The organism is Pseudonocardia sp. OZ21 (assembly GCF_059359135.1).
The window spans coordinates 36,402-51,864 of the sequence record NZ_JCADBN010000001.1 but is presented as its reverse complement, the minus strand read 5'-3'; the positions used below and the strand labels follow the sequence as shown (position 1 = coordinate 51,864).

Genomic DNA, 15,463 nt, shown 5'->3' with positions numbered 1-15,463 from the left:
CCCGGGAGAGCCCTTACAGCGTCGGGACAGCCACCGTCACGGTGACCGTCGTGCCCGCCCCACGGCGCGAGCGCACGGTCAGGGTGCCGCCCACGAGCTCGGCCCGCTCGGACATGCTGCGCATCCCGTAGCCCGCGGAGTCCGGCTGCTGGTCACGCGCCTCGAACCCGCCCGGCCCGGTGTCGAACCCGCAGCCGTCGTCGCCGACCTCCAGCCGGGCCGTGCCGTCCCGTACGGCGAACCGCAGCTCCACGCGGGTGGCCCGAGCGTGCTTCTGCACGTTCTGCAGGGCCTCCTGAGCGATGCGGTACAGCGCGATCTCGACGTGCTCGGGCAGGCGTTCGTCACCGAGGTCCAGCTCGCAGTCGAGATCGGGCACCGTCCGGCACAGGCTGGCCAGGCCGCCGGCGAGCCCGAGGTCGTCGAGCACCGGGGGACGCAGGCCGCCGACGGCGAGCCGTGCCTCGTCCACCGTGATGTCGGCCAGCTCGCGGGCACGGATCAGCTGCTGCTCGGCGTACGCCGGGTCGGTGCGCAGCGTGCCTGCTGCCGCGTCGAGGTGGTACCCGAGGCTGACCAGGCGCTGGGAGATCCCGTCGTGGATGTCGCCTGCGAGCCGGCGCCGCTCGGTCTCCTGGGCGGCGATCACCTGCTCGGTGAACTGCTCGTGGGCGCGTTCCCTGGCGGCGAGCCTGCGGTGCAGCCGGGCGGAGTGCAGGGCACCCGCCACCAGCCTGCCGATCGAGGTGAGCAGCCGGATGTCGCGGGCGGTGAACTCGCGGCGGGCCACCGTGTGCACGTTGAGCACGCCGACCAGGCCGGCCAGGTCGCTCGTCATCGGCACGGAGGCCATCGAGGTGTAGTCGGCGCCGCGCAGGGCCGGGATCGGCAGGTAGCGCGCGTCCGCGTGCTTGTCGTCGACGATGACGGCGGGCTCGCCGTGCGCGGCGACCCAGCCCGCGACGCCGATGCCGATCGGCAGCCGCACCCTGCCGACCTCGGCGTCGAACGGCGGGGTCGCACCGGCGAGGGTGAGCGAGCGGCCTGCGTCGTCGAGCACGTGCACGAAACAGACGTCGGTGGCCGTGGCCTCCACGATCAACCGGGCGACGGCGGCGGCCAGCGGCTCGACCTCCGGGCCGGACGAGGTCGCCTCCACGATGGCCAGCAACAGCGCGTTCTCCGCCTCGAGGTCGGCGAGACCGCCGAGGGCGGGCCGCCGTGCCGTGGTCACTGGAAGATGCCTTCGCGCAGAGCGGCGGCCACGGCACCGGCACGGTCGTTCACCACGAGCTTGCGGTAGATCGAGCGCAGGTGGCTCTTCACCGTCTCGTCGCCGACCATCAGGCGGGTGGCGATCGCGCGGTTGGACAGGCCGCTCACGATCAGCGAGAGCACCTCGCTCTCGCGGTGGGTGAGGCCGTGGCGCGCTCCGGGCCAGAACTCCCCGCTGTGCAGCCGGGCCGCGGAGGCGACGGCGCGACCGGCCAGGCCGGGGTCGATGACGGTCTCCCCGGCGTGCACCAGTTCCAGGTGGCGCACCAGGTCCTCGCCGGTGATGCGCTTGATCAGGTAGCCCGCCGCGCCCGCCCGCAGTGCCTGGAACAGGTACTGCTCGTCGTCGTACACCGACAGGAGCACCACCCGCCGCCCCGCCCGCTCCTGGCAGAGCCGCCGGCACAGGTCGAGGCCGCTCGCCCCGTTCAGCCGGACGTCGGACAGCACGATGTCGGGGTCCAGGCCGTCGACCAGCGGGACCGCGTCGTCGGCGCCCTCGGCCTCGCCGACCACCCTGACCCGGCTGCGGAACGGCGCGAGCATCGCCTTCAGGCCGTGGCGCACCATCTCGTGGTCGTCCACGAGGACGATGCGCAGCGGCCCGGGCATCTACCGACGATAGGTCCGTGGCCCCCGGCCGAACAGCCTTCGCACGTGCGGATCCCCCGCCCTACCCCCGTTGCGGGGGACTCGGTCAGGTTCTGACCGGCCTACGGTCGGTCCATGGCGGACAAGGCGTTCCGGATCGTGCGTGCCGGCCCGGGCTCACGCCCGGTGATGCTCGCGATCGCGGGGGACAGCGCGGCCGGCAAGACCACCCTCACCCGTGGGCTGGTGCAGGCGCTGGGCCCGGACAACTGCGTCTCGATCTGCGTGGACGACTACCACCGGTACGACCGGGCCGAGCGGCGCGACCTGCCCTTCACCGCGCTGCATCCGGACTGCAACCACCTCGACATCATGGAGCAGCACCTGCAGCTGCTGGCCAGTGGCCAGCCCATCCTCAAGCCGGTGTACGACCACTCCACGGGGGAGCTGGCCCGGCCCGAGCGCGTCGAGCCCAACCGGTACATCATCGTGGAGGGCCTGCTCCCGCTGCACAGCAAGCTCTCCCGCGCCTGCTTCGACGTCACGGTGTTCCTCGACCCGCCGGAGGACATCCGCCGCAGCTGGAAGCTGTCGCGGGACACCACGGCGCGGGGCTACTCCCGCCGGCAGGTGCTCGCCGAGCTCGACCGGCGGACCAACGAGTCGGAGGCCCACATCCGCCCGCAGCGCAGCCACGCCGACATCGTGGTCCGGTTCGCGCCGATCGCCGTGCGCGACGATCCGCCGGGCACCCCGCTCTCCGCCGAGCTCGTGCTCCGGCCGACCATCCGCCATCCCGACCTCGGTGGCGTGCTGGCCAACCACCGGACGATGCACGTGAAGCTGTGCCGCGACACCGACGGCAGGCCGGTCGACACGCTGCACGTGCACGGCTACGTCCCCACCGAGGAGAGCCGCAGCCTCGAGAAGGCGATGTGGGCGCTGCTCGACCAGCCCGGTGACGTGCCCGACGGGCTGGGCGTGCTCGGCGAGGGGCAGCGCAGCGAACCGCTGGCGATCACCCAGCTCCTGCTGCTCTTCCACATGCTGGACGCCGCCTAGCCACTCGGCGCGCGACCCGGCACGGTCAGAATGACGCCATGACATCCCGATCGCTGCCGGCACCCGAGCTCGTCGAGGTGGCGCCCGGCGCCTTCGCCTACGTCCAGCCGGACGGCAGCTGGATGGTGAACAACACCGGTGTCGTCACCGGCGGGGACGGCGGCTACCTCCTGGTCGACACCACCTCGACGGAGGCCCGCAACCGCGCGTTGCTGGCCTCGGTGGAGACGATCAGCGCCGAGGCGCCGCGGGCGCTGGTGAACACCCACCACCACGGCGACCACACCTTCGGCAACTGGCTGATGCCGGCGAGCACCCCGATCATCGGCCACGTCACCTGCCGGGAGGACGCGCTCGCCGCCGGTCTGCTCGCCGCCCAGGTACTGACCGGGCCGGACTACGGGCACATCGAGGTCCGCCCGCCCGACGTCACATTCACCGGTGGCATGACGCTGCACCTCGCCGCCCGGGAGGTGCAGCTCATCCACGTCGGACCGGCGCACACCCGCAGCGACGTCCTGGTCTGGCTGCCCGAGCAGCGCACGCTGTTCGCAGGCGACCTCGCATTCGCCGGCGGCCAGCCGTTCCTGGCGGAGGGCAGCGTCGCGGGCTACCCGGCGGCGCTCGGGGTGATCCGCGACCTCCGGCCCGAGGTGCTCGTGCCGGGCCACGGGCCCGTCCGGCGGGGTGACCAGGTCGGTGAGCTGCTCGACGACATGGCGGAGTACGTGGCGTTCGTCGACTCCGTGGCGCGGGACGGGCACGGCGCGGGACGCACACCGCTGGAGGCGGCCACGGCCGCCCGGGACAACCGGTTCGCCGCCTGGCAGGAGAGTGAGCGGCTGGTCGGCAACCTGCACCGGGCCTACTCCGAGCTCGACGGCCACCCGCTCGGCGCTCCGCTCTCGCTGGCGGCGGTGTGGCCGGACATGGTGACGTTCAACGGCGGTCCGATCGGCTGCTTCGCCTGACGCGGCAGCCTTGGTGCTCTGGAGGAGGATACGCACGTGAAGGCCCGCGGGATGGTGACCCACGTCGAGCATCCGGTGGACGGCACAGTTCCGGTGCTGGCCTCGCCGCTACGGCTCAGCACCACACCGGTGACGGTGCGGCGGCCGCCGCCGCTGCTGGGCGAGCACACCGACGAGGTGCTCGGAGCCGCGGCATCGGACCGGACCGGCCGGTGACCCCCGTCGACCGCGTCCCCGCCGTCGACGCGCACCACCACTTCTGGCGGACCGACGAGCAGGAGCAGCCGTGGCGCATCGGCGCCCACGCCGCGCTCGCCCGCGACTTCGAGCCGGCCGACCTGCTGCCCCTGCTCGACGGGGCGGGCGTCGACGCCACCGTGCTCGTGGAGTCCGTGGACACGCCGGAGGAGAACGACCGGCTCGCCAGGTACGCCGCCGCGTCCTCCCGCGTGGCAGGCGTCGTCGGCTGGCTGCCCCTCGACGATCCGGAGGTCGCGCGCGCCGAGCTGAGCAGGGCCGACCGGGACCGGTGGTGCGGCGTGCGCTGCCTCGTCGGGCGCGCCCCTCTCGGCTGGCTGGCCGCCCCCGGCACGGTCTCGCTCCTGCGCGAGCTGGCGGCCGAGGGCCTCGCCTGGGACGTCGTCCCGGTCACCGACGAGCAGGCAGAAGCGGTGGTGGAGCTGGCGCGCCGGGTGCCGCAGCTGAGAATCGTCGTCGACCACCTGGCTCGGCCACCGCTCGACACCGGAGATCCCGCCGGCTGGGGGAGGAGGCTGTCCTCGCTCGCTGCCTGTGAGAACGTCGCGCTCAAGGTGTCGGTGGGCATCGACGTACTGACCGCGTGGGCGCAATGGCGACCGGCGGACCTGGTCCCCTACGTCTCCCGTGCCGTGGACCTGTTCGGGCCGCGCCGGCTGATGCTGGCCAGCAACTGGCCGGTCGTCACGCTGCGGGCCGGCTACGGCCGAGCACTGCGTGATCTCGACGACGCGGTGGCGGGCTGCGGACTGACCCCGGCCGAGCTGGCGGAGGTCCGGGGCGGCACCGCCGTCCGCTGGTATGCCCTGCCGTCCGGCCTCTGACCTCCGAGCGAGGAGTCCATCACCCCCTCGACGAGAGGCTGGTGGAGCGGTTCCGCGACTTCCTCGAAAAGCACGAGGGGCTGGGCATGACCTCGGTCCCGACATTCATCGTCGGACACATGTCGGGCGCGAGCTGGGACCCGGCGTGGCGGAACGGGCGCGACATCTTCGGTGACGTCTGGTTCGTCGCGCGGCAGGCCTGGTACGTCCGGGAGCTGACGGCCCGGTTCGCCGATCATCCCGCGGTGGGAGGCTGGCTGCTCACCAACGAGATCCCGATCTACGGCGACTGGCGCTCCCGAGGTATCGGCACGCTCGACCCGGAGCAGGTCGCGAGCTGGGCGCAGATCCTGATCGACGCGGTGCGCGGGCGGTGGCAGGCAGCCGGTCTCGGTGGGCGACGGGGCCTGGGGCGTCGAGGTGACCGGAGCGGACAACGGGTTCCGGGTGCGCGAGATGGCGCAGCTCGTGGACTTCCTCGGCCCGCACGTCCATCGGATGGAGACCGACCCGGTGCGCCAGCACCTGGGCGCTGCGTTCATCTGCGAGCTGCTGGACGTTGCCGGGCTCCCGGTGGTGCTGGAGGAGTTCGGGCTGGAGAACGCGGCCCACTACTACCGGCAGGTGCTGCACAACTCGCTGCTCGCCGGGGCCACCGGGTGGATCACCTGGAACAACACCGACTACGACGACCTCGCCGACCAGGACCCGTACCGCCACCATCCGTTCGAGATGCACTTCGGGCTCACCGACTCGCTCGGGGCCCCCAAGCCGCAGGCGCTGGAGGTCCGCGGCTTCGCGGCGACGGTGGAGCGTGTCGACCTCGCCCGGTGCACGCGACCGGACACCGAGGTGGCAATGGTCGTCTCGTCGTTCCTGGAGAAGCAGTACCCGTTCACCGCTCCGCGGGACGCCACGGTCGTTTTCGACGTGTGCCGTCAGGCGTACGTGGCCGCGCGGGAGGCGGACCTGCCCGTCGGGGTCGCGCGCGAGGCCGACGGCCTGCCCCGGGACTGCCGGCTCTACCTCGTGCCGTCGTCCAAACAGCTCACCGCGCCCACCTGGCGGCGGCTCGTCGAGCTCGCCGAGAGCGGCGCCACCGTCTACGCCTCGTACTTCGTGGGCGACCACACGAACCAGCGCGGACCGTGGTGGCCCGACCTCGACACGACCTTCGGAGTACGCAAGCGGCTGCGCTACGGCCTGGTCGACCCCATCGAGGACGCCGAGCTGCGGGTCACCTTCCGCACCGCCTTCGGATCGATCCGTGCGGGCGAGGAGCTCGTCTTCCCGGTGGGTGGTACGGAGAACTCGCGGGCGTTCCTGCCGGTGGACCCGGTCGACGCCGAGGTGCTCGCCGAGGACGCGCACGGGCGCCCTGTGCTGCTGCGCCGCAGAGTCGGGCAGGGTGTCGGTCGGGGCGCGCTGGTGTTGTGCACCTACCCCGTCGAGTACATGGCGGCTGTGACGCCGAGGTCCAATCCGGAGCCCACCTGGCGGCTCTACGACGCGCTGGCGGCCGAGGCGGGGGTGCGGCCCGCCGTGCGCGTGGACGACCCGCGCGTGCTGGTGGGTGAGCTGCACCACGAGGACGGCAGGCGGTTCACCTGGTTCGTCAGCCAGCACCCCGAGCCGCTCGTCGTCCAGCCCGAGGTGGACGGGCAGATCCTGGTGAACGACACGGGCGCCGCGATGACGGAGGTCGAGCTGGGCGCCTACGGCGTCGTGGTGGTGGAGCGACGCGCACAGGCCGGCTGACGGGAGCCACGCGCCCCCGCTCGTGGTTGTCTGGCTGTGACTGGCCCACGAGCGGGGAGGACGTCCCGATGCACACACTCGACGCCGAGGAGTCGGCGATCGTCGACACGGTCCGCGACTTCGTCGAACGCGACATCCGGCCGGTGGTGCGGGAGCTGGAGCACAGCAACACCTATCCCGAGAAGCTGATCGACCAGATGAAGCAGCTGGGGATCTTCGGGCTGGCGATCCCCGAGCCCTACGGGGACGTGCGCGTGTCGACGCCGTGCTACGCGATGGTCACCGAGGAGCTGTCGCGGGGCTGGATGAGCCTGGCCGGTGCGATGGGTGGCCACACCGTGGTGGCGAAGCTGCTGCTCGATCACGGCACGGAGGAGCAGAAGCAGCGCTACCTGCCGCGGATGGCCACCGGTGAGCTGCGCGCGACGATGGCGCTCACCGAGCCGGGTGGCGGCTCGGACCTGCAGGCCATGCGCACGGTCGCCCGCCGCGACGGCGACTCCTACGTGATCAACGGTGGCAAGACCTGGATCACCAACGCCCGCCGGGCGGGCGTGGTCGCGCTGCTGTGCAAGACCGACCCGCAGGCGCAGCCCGCCCACAGCGGGGTCAGCGTGCTGCTGGTGGAGAAGGTCCCGGGGTTCACCGTGTCCGCGGACCTGCCGAAGCTGGGGTACAAGGGCGTCGAGAGCTGCGAGCTGTCGTTCGACGACTGCCGGGTGCCGGCCGACGCGCTGCTCGGCGGGGTGGAGGGCCGCGGCTTCGCGCAGATGATGCGCGGGCTGGAGATCGGCCGGATCCAGGTCGCCGCCCGGGCCACCGGCGTCGCCCGCGCCGCGTTCGACGACGCGCTGCGCTACGCCCAGGAGCGGGAGACCTTCGGCAAGCCGATCTGGCAGCACCAGTCGGTGGGCAACCTCCTCGCCGACATGGGCACGAAGATCACCGCGGCCCGGCAGCTGCTGCTGCATGCGGCGCAGCGCTACGACTCGGCCGAGCGGGCCGACCTCGAGGCCGGGATGGCGAAGCTCTTCTGCTCGGAGACCGCGATGCAGGTGGCCATCGACGCGATCCGGGTGCACGGCGGCTACGGCTACTCCACCGAGTTCGACGTGGAGCGCTACTTCCGCGACGCCCCGCTGATGATCGTGGGCGAGGGCACCAACGAGATCCAGCGGAACGTGATCGTGCGCCAGCTGGTGTCACGCGGCGGGCTCTGAGCCTGCCGCGTCAGCGGATGCCGCCGCGCTCGTGGGCCTCCTCGATCGCGGCGAGGGTAGAGCGCAGGTGGGCCACGGTGAGCTCGACCGCCCCGTCGGCGTCGCGCGCGCGGTAGAGCCGCACCAGCGCGTCGTGTTCGTGGTTGGCCTGGGGCACCTGCTCCGGCCGGGCTTCGAGCGACAGGCTGACGTAGGCCGACGCGCTGTCGCGCAGGCTCGCCAGCATCCCGGCCAGCCTGCTGCCCTCGCCGATCTCGCTGAACACGGCGTGGAAGTCGCGGTTCAGCTCGACCCAGGTGGACAGGTTCGTCTCGGTCTGCATGCGCAACGCGAGCGCTTCGGCGCGGTCGAGCTGCTCGTCGGTGATGCGGTCGACGACGCGGCGGACCATCAGCGGTTCGAGCGTGACCCGCAGCTCGTAGATCTCGCGGACCTCGGCGATGGCGAGCGGACGGACGATCGCTCCGCGGTGCGGGTCGAAGACGACCAGACCCTCGGTGGCCATGTCCCGCAGGGCCTCGCGCACCGGCGTGGTGCTCACTCCCAGCTGGCTGGCGAGCTCGGCCTGCACGAGCCGGGTGCCGCCGGCGAGCGAGCCGCCCAGGATCGCGGACCGCAGGGTCCCGAGCACGTACTCGTGAGCCGTCCTGGACCGTCCGACCGGCCTCAGGTTACCGAGAGTCAACGATGCCTCCACCCTGTGCGGTTGTCCGGGCGATTCTAGATCTGATCCGGACCACCGGGATGTCCGCCTCGCGCGGTTACCACCTCGCGGATCCGGCTCAGTGGGCTCCCGGCCGCCAGGAGTGACCACAGCAGGATGCGCGCCTTGCGCCCGTCCAGCCAGCCGGCCGGCATCACCCCCCGCGCGAGCAGGTCCTCCTCGGAGCCTGCGAACCCGTAGGTGTGGGAGAGCACCGAGCCCTTCCCGGTACGGCTGGCGAGGAGCACCGGGCCGTTCTCGACCGCCTCGGACACGACGTCGGCGACAGCGGCAGGCACATGGCCCGCACCGAAGGCGGAGAGCACGACACCGTCGTATCCCGCCTCGCACACGATGCGCAGCAGGGTGCCGTCGTCGCCGAGGCTGCTCTCGAGCAGCGCCACCCGCGGGACGTGGGCGCCGGCCGGCCGGGGGAGGGGTGCCCAGCGCCGGGGCCGGTTCGCGTAGGTGACGTTCCCCTCACTGATGCGCCCGAGCGGTCCGAACGGCGCCGAGGTGAAGGCGTCCATCGCGGTGCTGTCGGCCTTGCGGACGCGCGCCGCGGCGTGCACCTCGTCGTTGATGGCGACCAGGACTCCGAGGCCGCGGGATGACGGAGCGGTCGCCACCGCAGAGGCCGCGAGGATGTTGGCCGGACCGTCGGCGCCCGCCTGCCGGGGCGAGCGCATGGCCCCGGTGAGCACGAGCGGCTCTTCCCGGTCCCAGTGCAGGTCCAGCAGGTAGGAGGTCTCTTCCAGGGTGTCCGTGCCCTGGACGAGAACGGCTCCGGCGGCCCCGGCGTCCACGGCGGAGCGGGCCCAGTCCAGAGCGATGAACAGGTCACTGAAGGTCAGGGACGCGCCCGGTGCGGTGGCCAGGGTGCGCGTCTGCAGTTCGGTCGAGTCCGCGAGCGCCGGCACCGCGGCCAGCAGGTCGGCCACGGCGAGGGAGGGAGTGACTCCCGCGCCGTTGGCGCTGGTCATCGTGATGGTGCCCCCGAGCGAGCCCACCGCCAGACACGACTTGGTCATCCCACGTTCTCCTCACCTTGACGCCCTGCAGTGTGCACTTTATATGATGCAAAATCGAAGCCTGTCGCGAAGAAGGGCGTTGCCGTGGCTCGTACCGAAGTGGAAGACCCCGCCGTCGGCCGGCCGGCCGGCGCCGCCCGCCTGACCACGGCCGTCGCGATCACCAGCCTCGTCGTGCTGGCCGGCTCCTACGTCGTCAATGCGATGGACCGGCAGGTCTTCCCGGTCCTACTGACGTCGATCCGAGGCGAGTACGGCTTCTCGCTCGACCAGGGAGGCCTGCTGGCCACGATCTTCACCCTGGGGATCGGCGTCTCCGGCGTTCCCGCCGGCTATCTGCTCGACCGGCTCTCCCGCAAGACGGTGATCATCGTCGGGGTCCTGATCTACTCGGGATTCACCCTGCTCACGGCGGTTGCGGCCGGCTTCTGGGACATGCTGGCCTACCGGGCGCTGTCCGGGGTGGGGGAGGCGCTGCAGAACGCGGCGCTGTTCGCCGCGGTCGGGGCCTACTTCTTCGCCAACCGCTCGCTGGCGCTGGGCAGCCTGAACTTCGCCTACGGCCTCGGCGGGTTCCTCGGCCCGGTCGTGGGCGCGAAGCTGGCAGGCACCGACCAGTGGCGCGTGCCGTTCATCGTCTACGGCCTGATCGGGCTGGGGTTCTGCGTCCTCATCGGGGTGGTCATCCGCAAGGCCTTCACCGAGCGGAAGGAGGTGGCCGGGGACCTCGACCGGCGGCCCGCCGTCGACCACGTGCCGGTACGGCTCTACAACCGCAACATCGTGGCGCTGGGAGCCACCGGCGTCGTGGTGGGGATCTCGATGTACGGCTACATCGGGCTCTACCCCACGTTCCTGGTCACCCAGCTGCACTGGACCAGCGGGCAGGCCGCGCTGGCCGCGAGCATGTTCGGGCTCGGCGCGCTGCTGGGAATCCCCGCAGGCTGGCTGGGGGACCGCTTCAACCAGCGCACGGTGATGATCGTGTCCCTGGTGGCGGGTGCGGTGGTCGGCTACCTGTTGTTCAACGGGCCGACCGGCGCCGCCGCGCAGTACGTGCTCTCCTTCGCCGAAGGCGCGATCGCCAGCGGCTTCCTGTTCGTCAACATCTACTCGGCGATGCAGCGCGCGGTCCGCCCGCACCTGATCGGCCGGGCGTCGGGCGTCTACGTGAGCGCGTTCTACATCCCGGCCGCGTTCGCCGGCTACCTGTTCTCCGCGCTGGTCGCCGCAGCGGGCTGGGGTGGCGCCGCGGTCTGGCAGCTCACCGTGCTGCCGCTGGTCGGGGTGGTCGCCCTGCTCTTCGTCGACGTCGGCAAGTTCGCGAACGCCCGGGTCCGGACGCGGGCACCGCGCTCATCGGAAGGAATGGCGTGACCATGGACCAGCACCAGCTCGGCCCGCGCCGGTGGCGTGAGCAGCGCTGGATCACCGATTCCGTGCTGCGCACCGACGGGCTGGAGTGGGACCAGCCGCGCGTGGCCTACACCCTGCGCCCGATGGGCGTGGACGCCGTGCCGGACTTCCGGGTGGCCGAGTCGCGCATCCACAAGTTCGCCGACATGGTGCCGGTCTTCACGGAGCTGGCGCAGCGCCGCGAGCGGCTCGCCGAGGCGGCCGCCAACCCGGTGGCGGCCCGCGAGCACTGGTTCCACGCCGCGCTGCTCTACGTCACCGCGGAATGGCCGATCTGGCAGGACTGCCCGCAGCTCGTGGATCTCGACGACCGCAAGAACGCCTGCTACGAGGCATACGCCGAGCTGGCGGACCACCACGTCGAGCGGGTGGACATCCCGTTCGACGGCGGCGCCATCCCGGCCTGGTTCCACCTGCCCCGCGGCTACACGAGCGGCGCGCTGCCCACCGTCATCTCCTGCGGCGGGATGGACGCTCCGAAGGAGCTCAACGTCAACCTGTACGGCGACAAGTTCCTCGAGCGCGGCTTCGCGGTGCTGGCGTTCGACGGGCCGGGCCAGGGCGAGGCGCCGGTGCGCGGCGTGAAGTTCACCCCCACGGCCTGGATCGAGGCGGGCGAGAAGATCGTCGACTGGTGCCGCTCGCGTGCCGAGGTCGACTCCGATCGCATCGTCGGCTTCGGTCTCTCCTTCGGCTCGTACTGGATGTCGCAGATCGCGGCCACCCAGCCCGCGCTGCGGGGCTCGGCTGTCGGGCTCGTCTGCCACGAACCCGGTTGCCACATGATCTTCGAGATGGCCTCGCCGTCGTTCAAGGCCCGCTACATGTGGATGTCCGGCCTCGAACGCGACGAGGCCGCCTTCGACAAGATGGCCGAGCAGATCGACCTGCGGCCGCTGATCGGGCAGATGTCGGCTCCGTGGCTGGTGGTGGCGGGCGACGAGGACGAGCTCTCGCCCATGGAGCACAGCTACGACCTGGCGCGGCGCTGCCCCAGCCCTGCCCCGATGTTGGTCTACCAGCAGGGCAGGCACGCGCTGTCCCTGCCGACGCCGTCGGTGGCACTCGGGCCCAACTGGCTGACCTACGCCGCCGACTGGCTGCTCGAACGCACCGAGGGCAAGCCCGCCGAGGACGTCGTCGACTACGTGTTGCCCTCCGGCCGGATCGAACGCCGCTCCCACCCGAAGGAGGCCGCTGCGGCATGACCCTCCCCCTACTGACCGGCCGGCGCCCTGCCGTCGTGACCATCGACCTGCACCGCGGCCATCTCGACCCCGAGGTCGCCACGATGCCCTTGCCCGCGGAGACGGCCGCCCGGGTGACGAAGGCCAACGCCGAGTTCCTGCACGAGGTCCGGCGGCGGGAGGTGCCGGTGGTGCACGTCGTCACCTCCTACCTGTCCGCCGCGGAGATCGCGTCCAACCCCTGGTGGGTCGCCGTCGCCGACACCGACGCCAGCCGCGCGAACGTGCTGCGTCACCAACTGCCCGGCAGCCCCGGTCTCGAGCTGATGCCCGAGGTCTACGACGAGGACTACGACCTGGTGGTGACGGGTAAGAAGCGCTACGACTGCTTCGCGGCCACCGATCTGGACCACGTGCTGCGTTCCCGGTCGCTGGACACCGTGCTGCTGACGGGCGTGAACACCAACAGCTGTGTCCTGGCCACCACCGTCGCAGCGAATACCCGCGACTACGCACCGGTGGTGGTGGAGGACTGCGTCGACACCATGGACCGGCAGGCGCACGAGGCGGCGCTGACCGTCATCCGGCAGGCATTCGGCTGGGTCGCCCCGGCTGGGGAAGTTCTGGAGGCACTGTGAGATCTGTCGACACCCACGCCCACGTCATCCCCCCGGCCCTGGTGGACGCGATGTACGAGGGGAGCGCCCCCGACGGCATCGCGATCGCGGAGCGCGACGGCGCGCCCTGGGTGGTGCACCCGCAGGGCTACCGCTACCCGCTGCTCCCCGAGTTCCACGACGTGCAGGTGCGGCTCAAGGCGATGGACGCCGCCGGCATCGACGCCGCCGTCCTGTCCGTGGCGCCGACGATGTTCCTCTACTGGATCGAGGCCGCCCAGGCCGTCGAGGCCGCGCGGGTCGTCAACGACGCCATCGCGGGGATGGTCGCCCAGGCGACCGACCGGTTCACCGGGCTGGCGACCCTGCCGATGCAGGATCCCCGCGCGGCGGTGGCGGAGCTGCGCCGGTGCGTCACGGAGTACGGGTTCCGCGGCGCCCACGTGGGCCCGCACATCGAGGGGCTCCCGCTCGACCACGAGAGCCTGCGGCCCGTGCTGGCCACGGCGGAGGAGCTGTCCGTCCCGCTGCTGGTGCACCCGTACTACGTGGGCGCGACGGGTGACTGGCTCACCGACTTCTACCTGACCAACCTGCAGGGCAACCCGTGGCAGACCGCGGTCTGCGCGTCCCGGCTGATCTTCTCCGGCACCCTCGACGCCCTGCCCGGCCTCGATATCGTGCTGGTCCACGGCGGCGGACATCTGCCCTACCAGGTGGGCAGGCTCGACCACGGGCATCGGGTGCGGCCGGAGGCGAAGGGTTGCGAGCTCCCGCCGAGTGAGTACCTGCGCCGGTTCCACTTCGACACCCTCACCCACAGCACGGCCGCGGTGCGCTTCCTCATCGAGCAGGTCGGCTCGGACCGCGTGGTGCTGGGCACCGACATGCCGTTCGACATGGGCGCGGGCGGCATCGACGACCAGCTGGCGGGGCTGGACCTGAGCGAGGCGGAGATCGAGTCGATCGCGCACGTCAACGCCGAACGGCTCTTCGGCAGGCCGCAGGGAGACGACGAGAAGTGACGGACAGCATCCTGGCGGGCCCCCTCCTGCTGCACATCGACGGCAAGCAGCTTGCCGCCGCCGACGGCGCGACGTTCCCACTGCGCAACCCGGCCACGGGGGAGCAGCTGTGCGAGGTCGCGCACGCCGGCGCCGCCGATGTGGACTCCGCCGTCGCCGCGGCCAGGGCCGCGTTCGAGGACCGGCGCTGGAGCGGGATGCGGCCACGGGACCGGGCCCGCATCCTCAACCGCGCGGCCGCGCTGCTCGCCGACCGCATCGACTCCTACGCCCGCCTGGAGACCCTGCAGATCGGGCGCCCGATCCGGGAGATGCGCGCCCAGCTGCGTCGCCTGCCGGAGTGGCTCGAGTACTTCGGTGCGGTGGCGCAGTCGGCCGAGGGGACCGCCCCCGACTTCGGGAGCGACTACCTCAACGTCGTGCGGCGCGTTCCGCTCGGCGTGGCCGGCCTGATCACGCCGTGGAACCACCCGCTGCTGATCACCATGAAGAAGCTCTCGGCGGCGCTCGCGGCCGGCAACTCCATCGTGGTCAAGCCGAGCGAGCTCGGCCCCGCGGTGCCCACGGCGCTCGTCGGCCTGCTGGAGGAGGCGGGAGTGCCGGCAGGCGTGGTCAACACGGTCACCGGCCTCGGCGCCACCACCGGCCGGTTCCTGTCCGAGCACCAGGGCCTGGACAAGCTCGACATCACCGGCGGCACCGAGACCGGGCGGGTGGTGGCGGCCAACGCGGGCCGCGCGCTCATCCCGGTCACGGCGGAGCTCGGCGGCAAGGCGCCCGTCATCGTCTTCGACGACGTGGACGTCGACGACGCCGTAGCCGGCGCGCTGTTCGCGGCGTTCATCGCCACCGGCCAGACCTGCGTGCAGGGAGCCCGCGTACTGGTCGCCGAGGACCGGTACGACGCCGTCGTGGAGCGCCTTCTCGAACGCACCGCGCGGCTGCGGCTGGGCGACCCGCTCGACCCCGAGACGCAGATCGGCCCGCTCGTCTCCGGGCCGCAGCGGGAGAAGGTGGCAGCGGCCGTCGACCGCGCCCGCGAGCAGGGCGCCTCGGTACTGTGCGGTGGCCGCATACCGGACGAGCCGCGGTTCGCCGACGGCTGGTTCTACGAGCCGACGGTCGTCGCCGACGTCACCCCGGCCCACGACCTCTGGTACGACGAGGTCTTCGGCCCGGTCACCCTGGTCCGCCCGTTCCGGGACGAGGCCGACGCGATCGCGCAGGCCAACGACTGCCCGTTCGGTCTCGCCGCGTCCGTCTGGACCAGGGATGTCGGGCGTGCCGTGCGCGTCGCCGACCAGCTCGACATCGGCATCGTGTGGATCAACGACCACCACCGCATCGACCCCGCGTCGCCGTGGGGCGGGTCGAAGGACAGCGGTATCGGCTCGGAGAACGGCTGGGACTCCTACCGTGGCTACACCCGCACCCAGAGCGTGATCATCAACTCGGCGGCCGGCTCTCCGGACTGGTTCGCCAGCAGCGCGGACCTGCGCTACTCGTAGCCGCGGCCCCACGACCA

Annotated in this window: 15 protein-coding genes; 11 read left to right on the top strand and 4 right to left on the bottom strand. The window is 72.0% G+C overall.

What is annotated here, in order from left to right:
• Nucleotides 1–13: 13 nt before the first annotated feature.
• Entirely contained in the window at nucleotides 14–1,234 is a 1,221-nt protein-coding gene (locus AC5L35_RS00280; RefSeq protein ID WP_495057447.1) for a GAF domain-containing sensor histidine kinase, read from the bottom strand.
• Complete coding sequence (locus AC5L35_RS00275) at nucleotides 1,231–1,887, bottom strand: response regulator (protein WP_495057446.1); 657 nt, start codon at nucleotides 1,885–1,887, stop codon at nucleotides 1,231–1,233. The genes AC5L35_RS00280 and AC5L35_RS00275 overlap by 4 nt, the downstream gene beginning before the upstream one ends.
• A 114-nt stretch (nucleotides 1,888–2,001) precedes the next feature.
• Between AC5L35_RS00275 and AC5L35_RS00270 the strand changes: the two genes are divergently transcribed.
• From AC5L35_RS00270 to AC5L35_RS00245, 6 genes are all read left to right on the top strand, one after another.
• Nucleotides 2,002–2,928, top strand: a complete 927-nt coding sequence (locus tag AC5L35_RS00270; protein WP_495057445.1) for a phosphoribulokinase — start codon at nucleotides 2,002–2,004, stop codon at nucleotides 2,926–2,928.
• Nucleotides 2,929–2,966: 38 nt separating this feature from the next.
• Complete coding sequence (locus tag AC5L35_RS00265; protein WP_495057444.1) at nucleotides 2,967–3,899, top strand: MBL fold metallo-hydrolase; 933 nt, start codon at nucleotides 2,967–2,969, stop codon at nucleotides 3,897–3,899.
• An 18-nt stretch (nucleotides 3,900–3,917) separates the two neighbouring features.
• A complete protein-coding gene (locus tag AC5L35_RS00260) occupies nucleotides 3,918–4,115 on the top strand; it encodes a CoA transferase (RefSeq protein ID WP_495058054.1) in 198 nt (65 codons plus the stop codon).
• Nucleotides 4,112–4,981: an amidohydrolase family protein gene (locus AC5L35_RS00255; protein ID WP_495057443.1), complete on the top strand. Its 870-nt coding sequence runs from the start codon at nucleotides 4,112–4,114 to the stop codon at nucleotides 4,979–4,981. The genes AC5L35_RS00260 and AC5L35_RS00255 overlap by 4 nt, the downstream gene beginning before the upstream one ends.
• A 393-nt stretch (nucleotides 4,982–5,374) precedes the next feature.
• A complete protein-coding gene (locus tag AC5L35_RS00250) occupies nucleotides 5,375–6,739 on the top strand; it encodes a hypothetical protein (RefSeq protein WP_495057442.1) in 1,365 nt (454 codons plus the stop codon).
• A 68-nt stretch (nucleotides 6,740–6,807) separates the two neighbouring features.
• Nucleotides 6,808–7,959: an acyl-CoA dehydrogenase family protein gene (locus tag AC5L35_RS00245; RefSeq protein WP_495057441.1), complete on the top strand. Its 1,152-nt coding sequence runs from the start codon at nucleotides 6,808–6,810 to the stop codon at nucleotides 7,957–7,959.
• A gap of 10 nt (nucleotides 7,960–7,969) precedes the next feature.
• Here AC5L35_RS00245 and AC5L35_RS00240 read toward each other — a convergent pair whose 3' ends face one another.
• Together AC5L35_RS00240 and AC5L35_RS00235 are read right to left on the bottom strand one after the other, a co-directional pair.
• Nucleotides 7,970–8,590 (bottom strand): GntR family transcriptional regulator, encoded by a 621-nt coding sequence (locus AC5L35_RS00240; RefSeq protein WP_495057440.1) that lies wholly within the window; start codon nucleotides 8,588–8,590, stop codon nucleotides 7,970–7,972.
• An 89-nt stretch (nucleotides 8,591–8,679) separates the two neighbouring features.
• Nucleotides 8,680–9,693 (bottom strand): asparaginase, encoded by a 1,014-nt coding sequence (locus tag AC5L35_RS00235; RefSeq protein ID WP_495057439.1) that lies wholly within the window; start codon nucleotides 9,691–9,693, stop codon nucleotides 8,680–8,682.
• An 84-nt stretch (nucleotides 9,694–9,777) separates the two neighbouring features.
• Here AC5L35_RS00235 and AC5L35_RS00230 point away from each other — a divergent pair, with 84 nt between their 5' ends.
• From AC5L35_RS00230 to AC5L35_RS00210, 5 genes are read left to right on the top strand one after another with little or no spacing between them, the layout of a single operon-like run.
• The gene (locus tag AC5L35_RS00230; RefSeq protein WP_495057438.1) at nucleotides 9,778–11,070 is read left to right on the top strand and encodes an MFS transporter; all 1,293 of its coding nucleotides are present in this window, start codon (nucleotides 9,778–9,780) and stop codon (nucleotides 11,068–11,070) included.
• 2 nt (nucleotides 11,071–11,072) lie between these two features.
• A complete protein-coding gene (locus AC5L35_RS00225) occupies nucleotides 11,073–12,317 on the top strand; it encodes an alpha/beta hydrolase family protein (RefSeq protein ID WP_495058053.1) in 1,245 nt (414 codons plus the stop codon).
• On the top strand, nucleotides 12,314–12,934 hold the full coding sequence (locus AC5L35_RS00220; RefSeq protein WP_495057437.1) for a cysteine hydrolase family protein: 621 nt from the start codon (nucleotides 12,314–12,316) through the stop codon (nucleotides 12,932–12,934). The genes AC5L35_RS00225 and AC5L35_RS00220 overlap by 4 nt, the downstream gene beginning before the upstream one ends.
• The gene (locus AC5L35_RS00215; RefSeq protein ID WP_495057436.1) at nucleotides 12,931–13,938 is read left to right on the top strand and encodes an amidohydrolase family protein; all 1,008 of its coding nucleotides are present in this window, start codon (nucleotides 12,931–12,933) and stop codon (nucleotides 13,936–13,938) included. The genes AC5L35_RS00220 and AC5L35_RS00215 overlap by 4 nt, the downstream gene beginning before the upstream one ends.
• On the top strand, nucleotides 13,935–15,446 hold the full coding sequence (locus AC5L35_RS00210; protein WP_495057435.1) for an aldehyde dehydrogenase family protein: 1,512 nt from the start codon (nucleotides 13,935–13,937) through the stop codon (nucleotides 15,444–15,446). The genes AC5L35_RS00215 and AC5L35_RS00210 overlap by 4 nt, the downstream gene beginning before the upstream one ends.
• The last annotated feature ends 17 nt before the right edge of the window (nucleotides 15,447–15,463 follow it).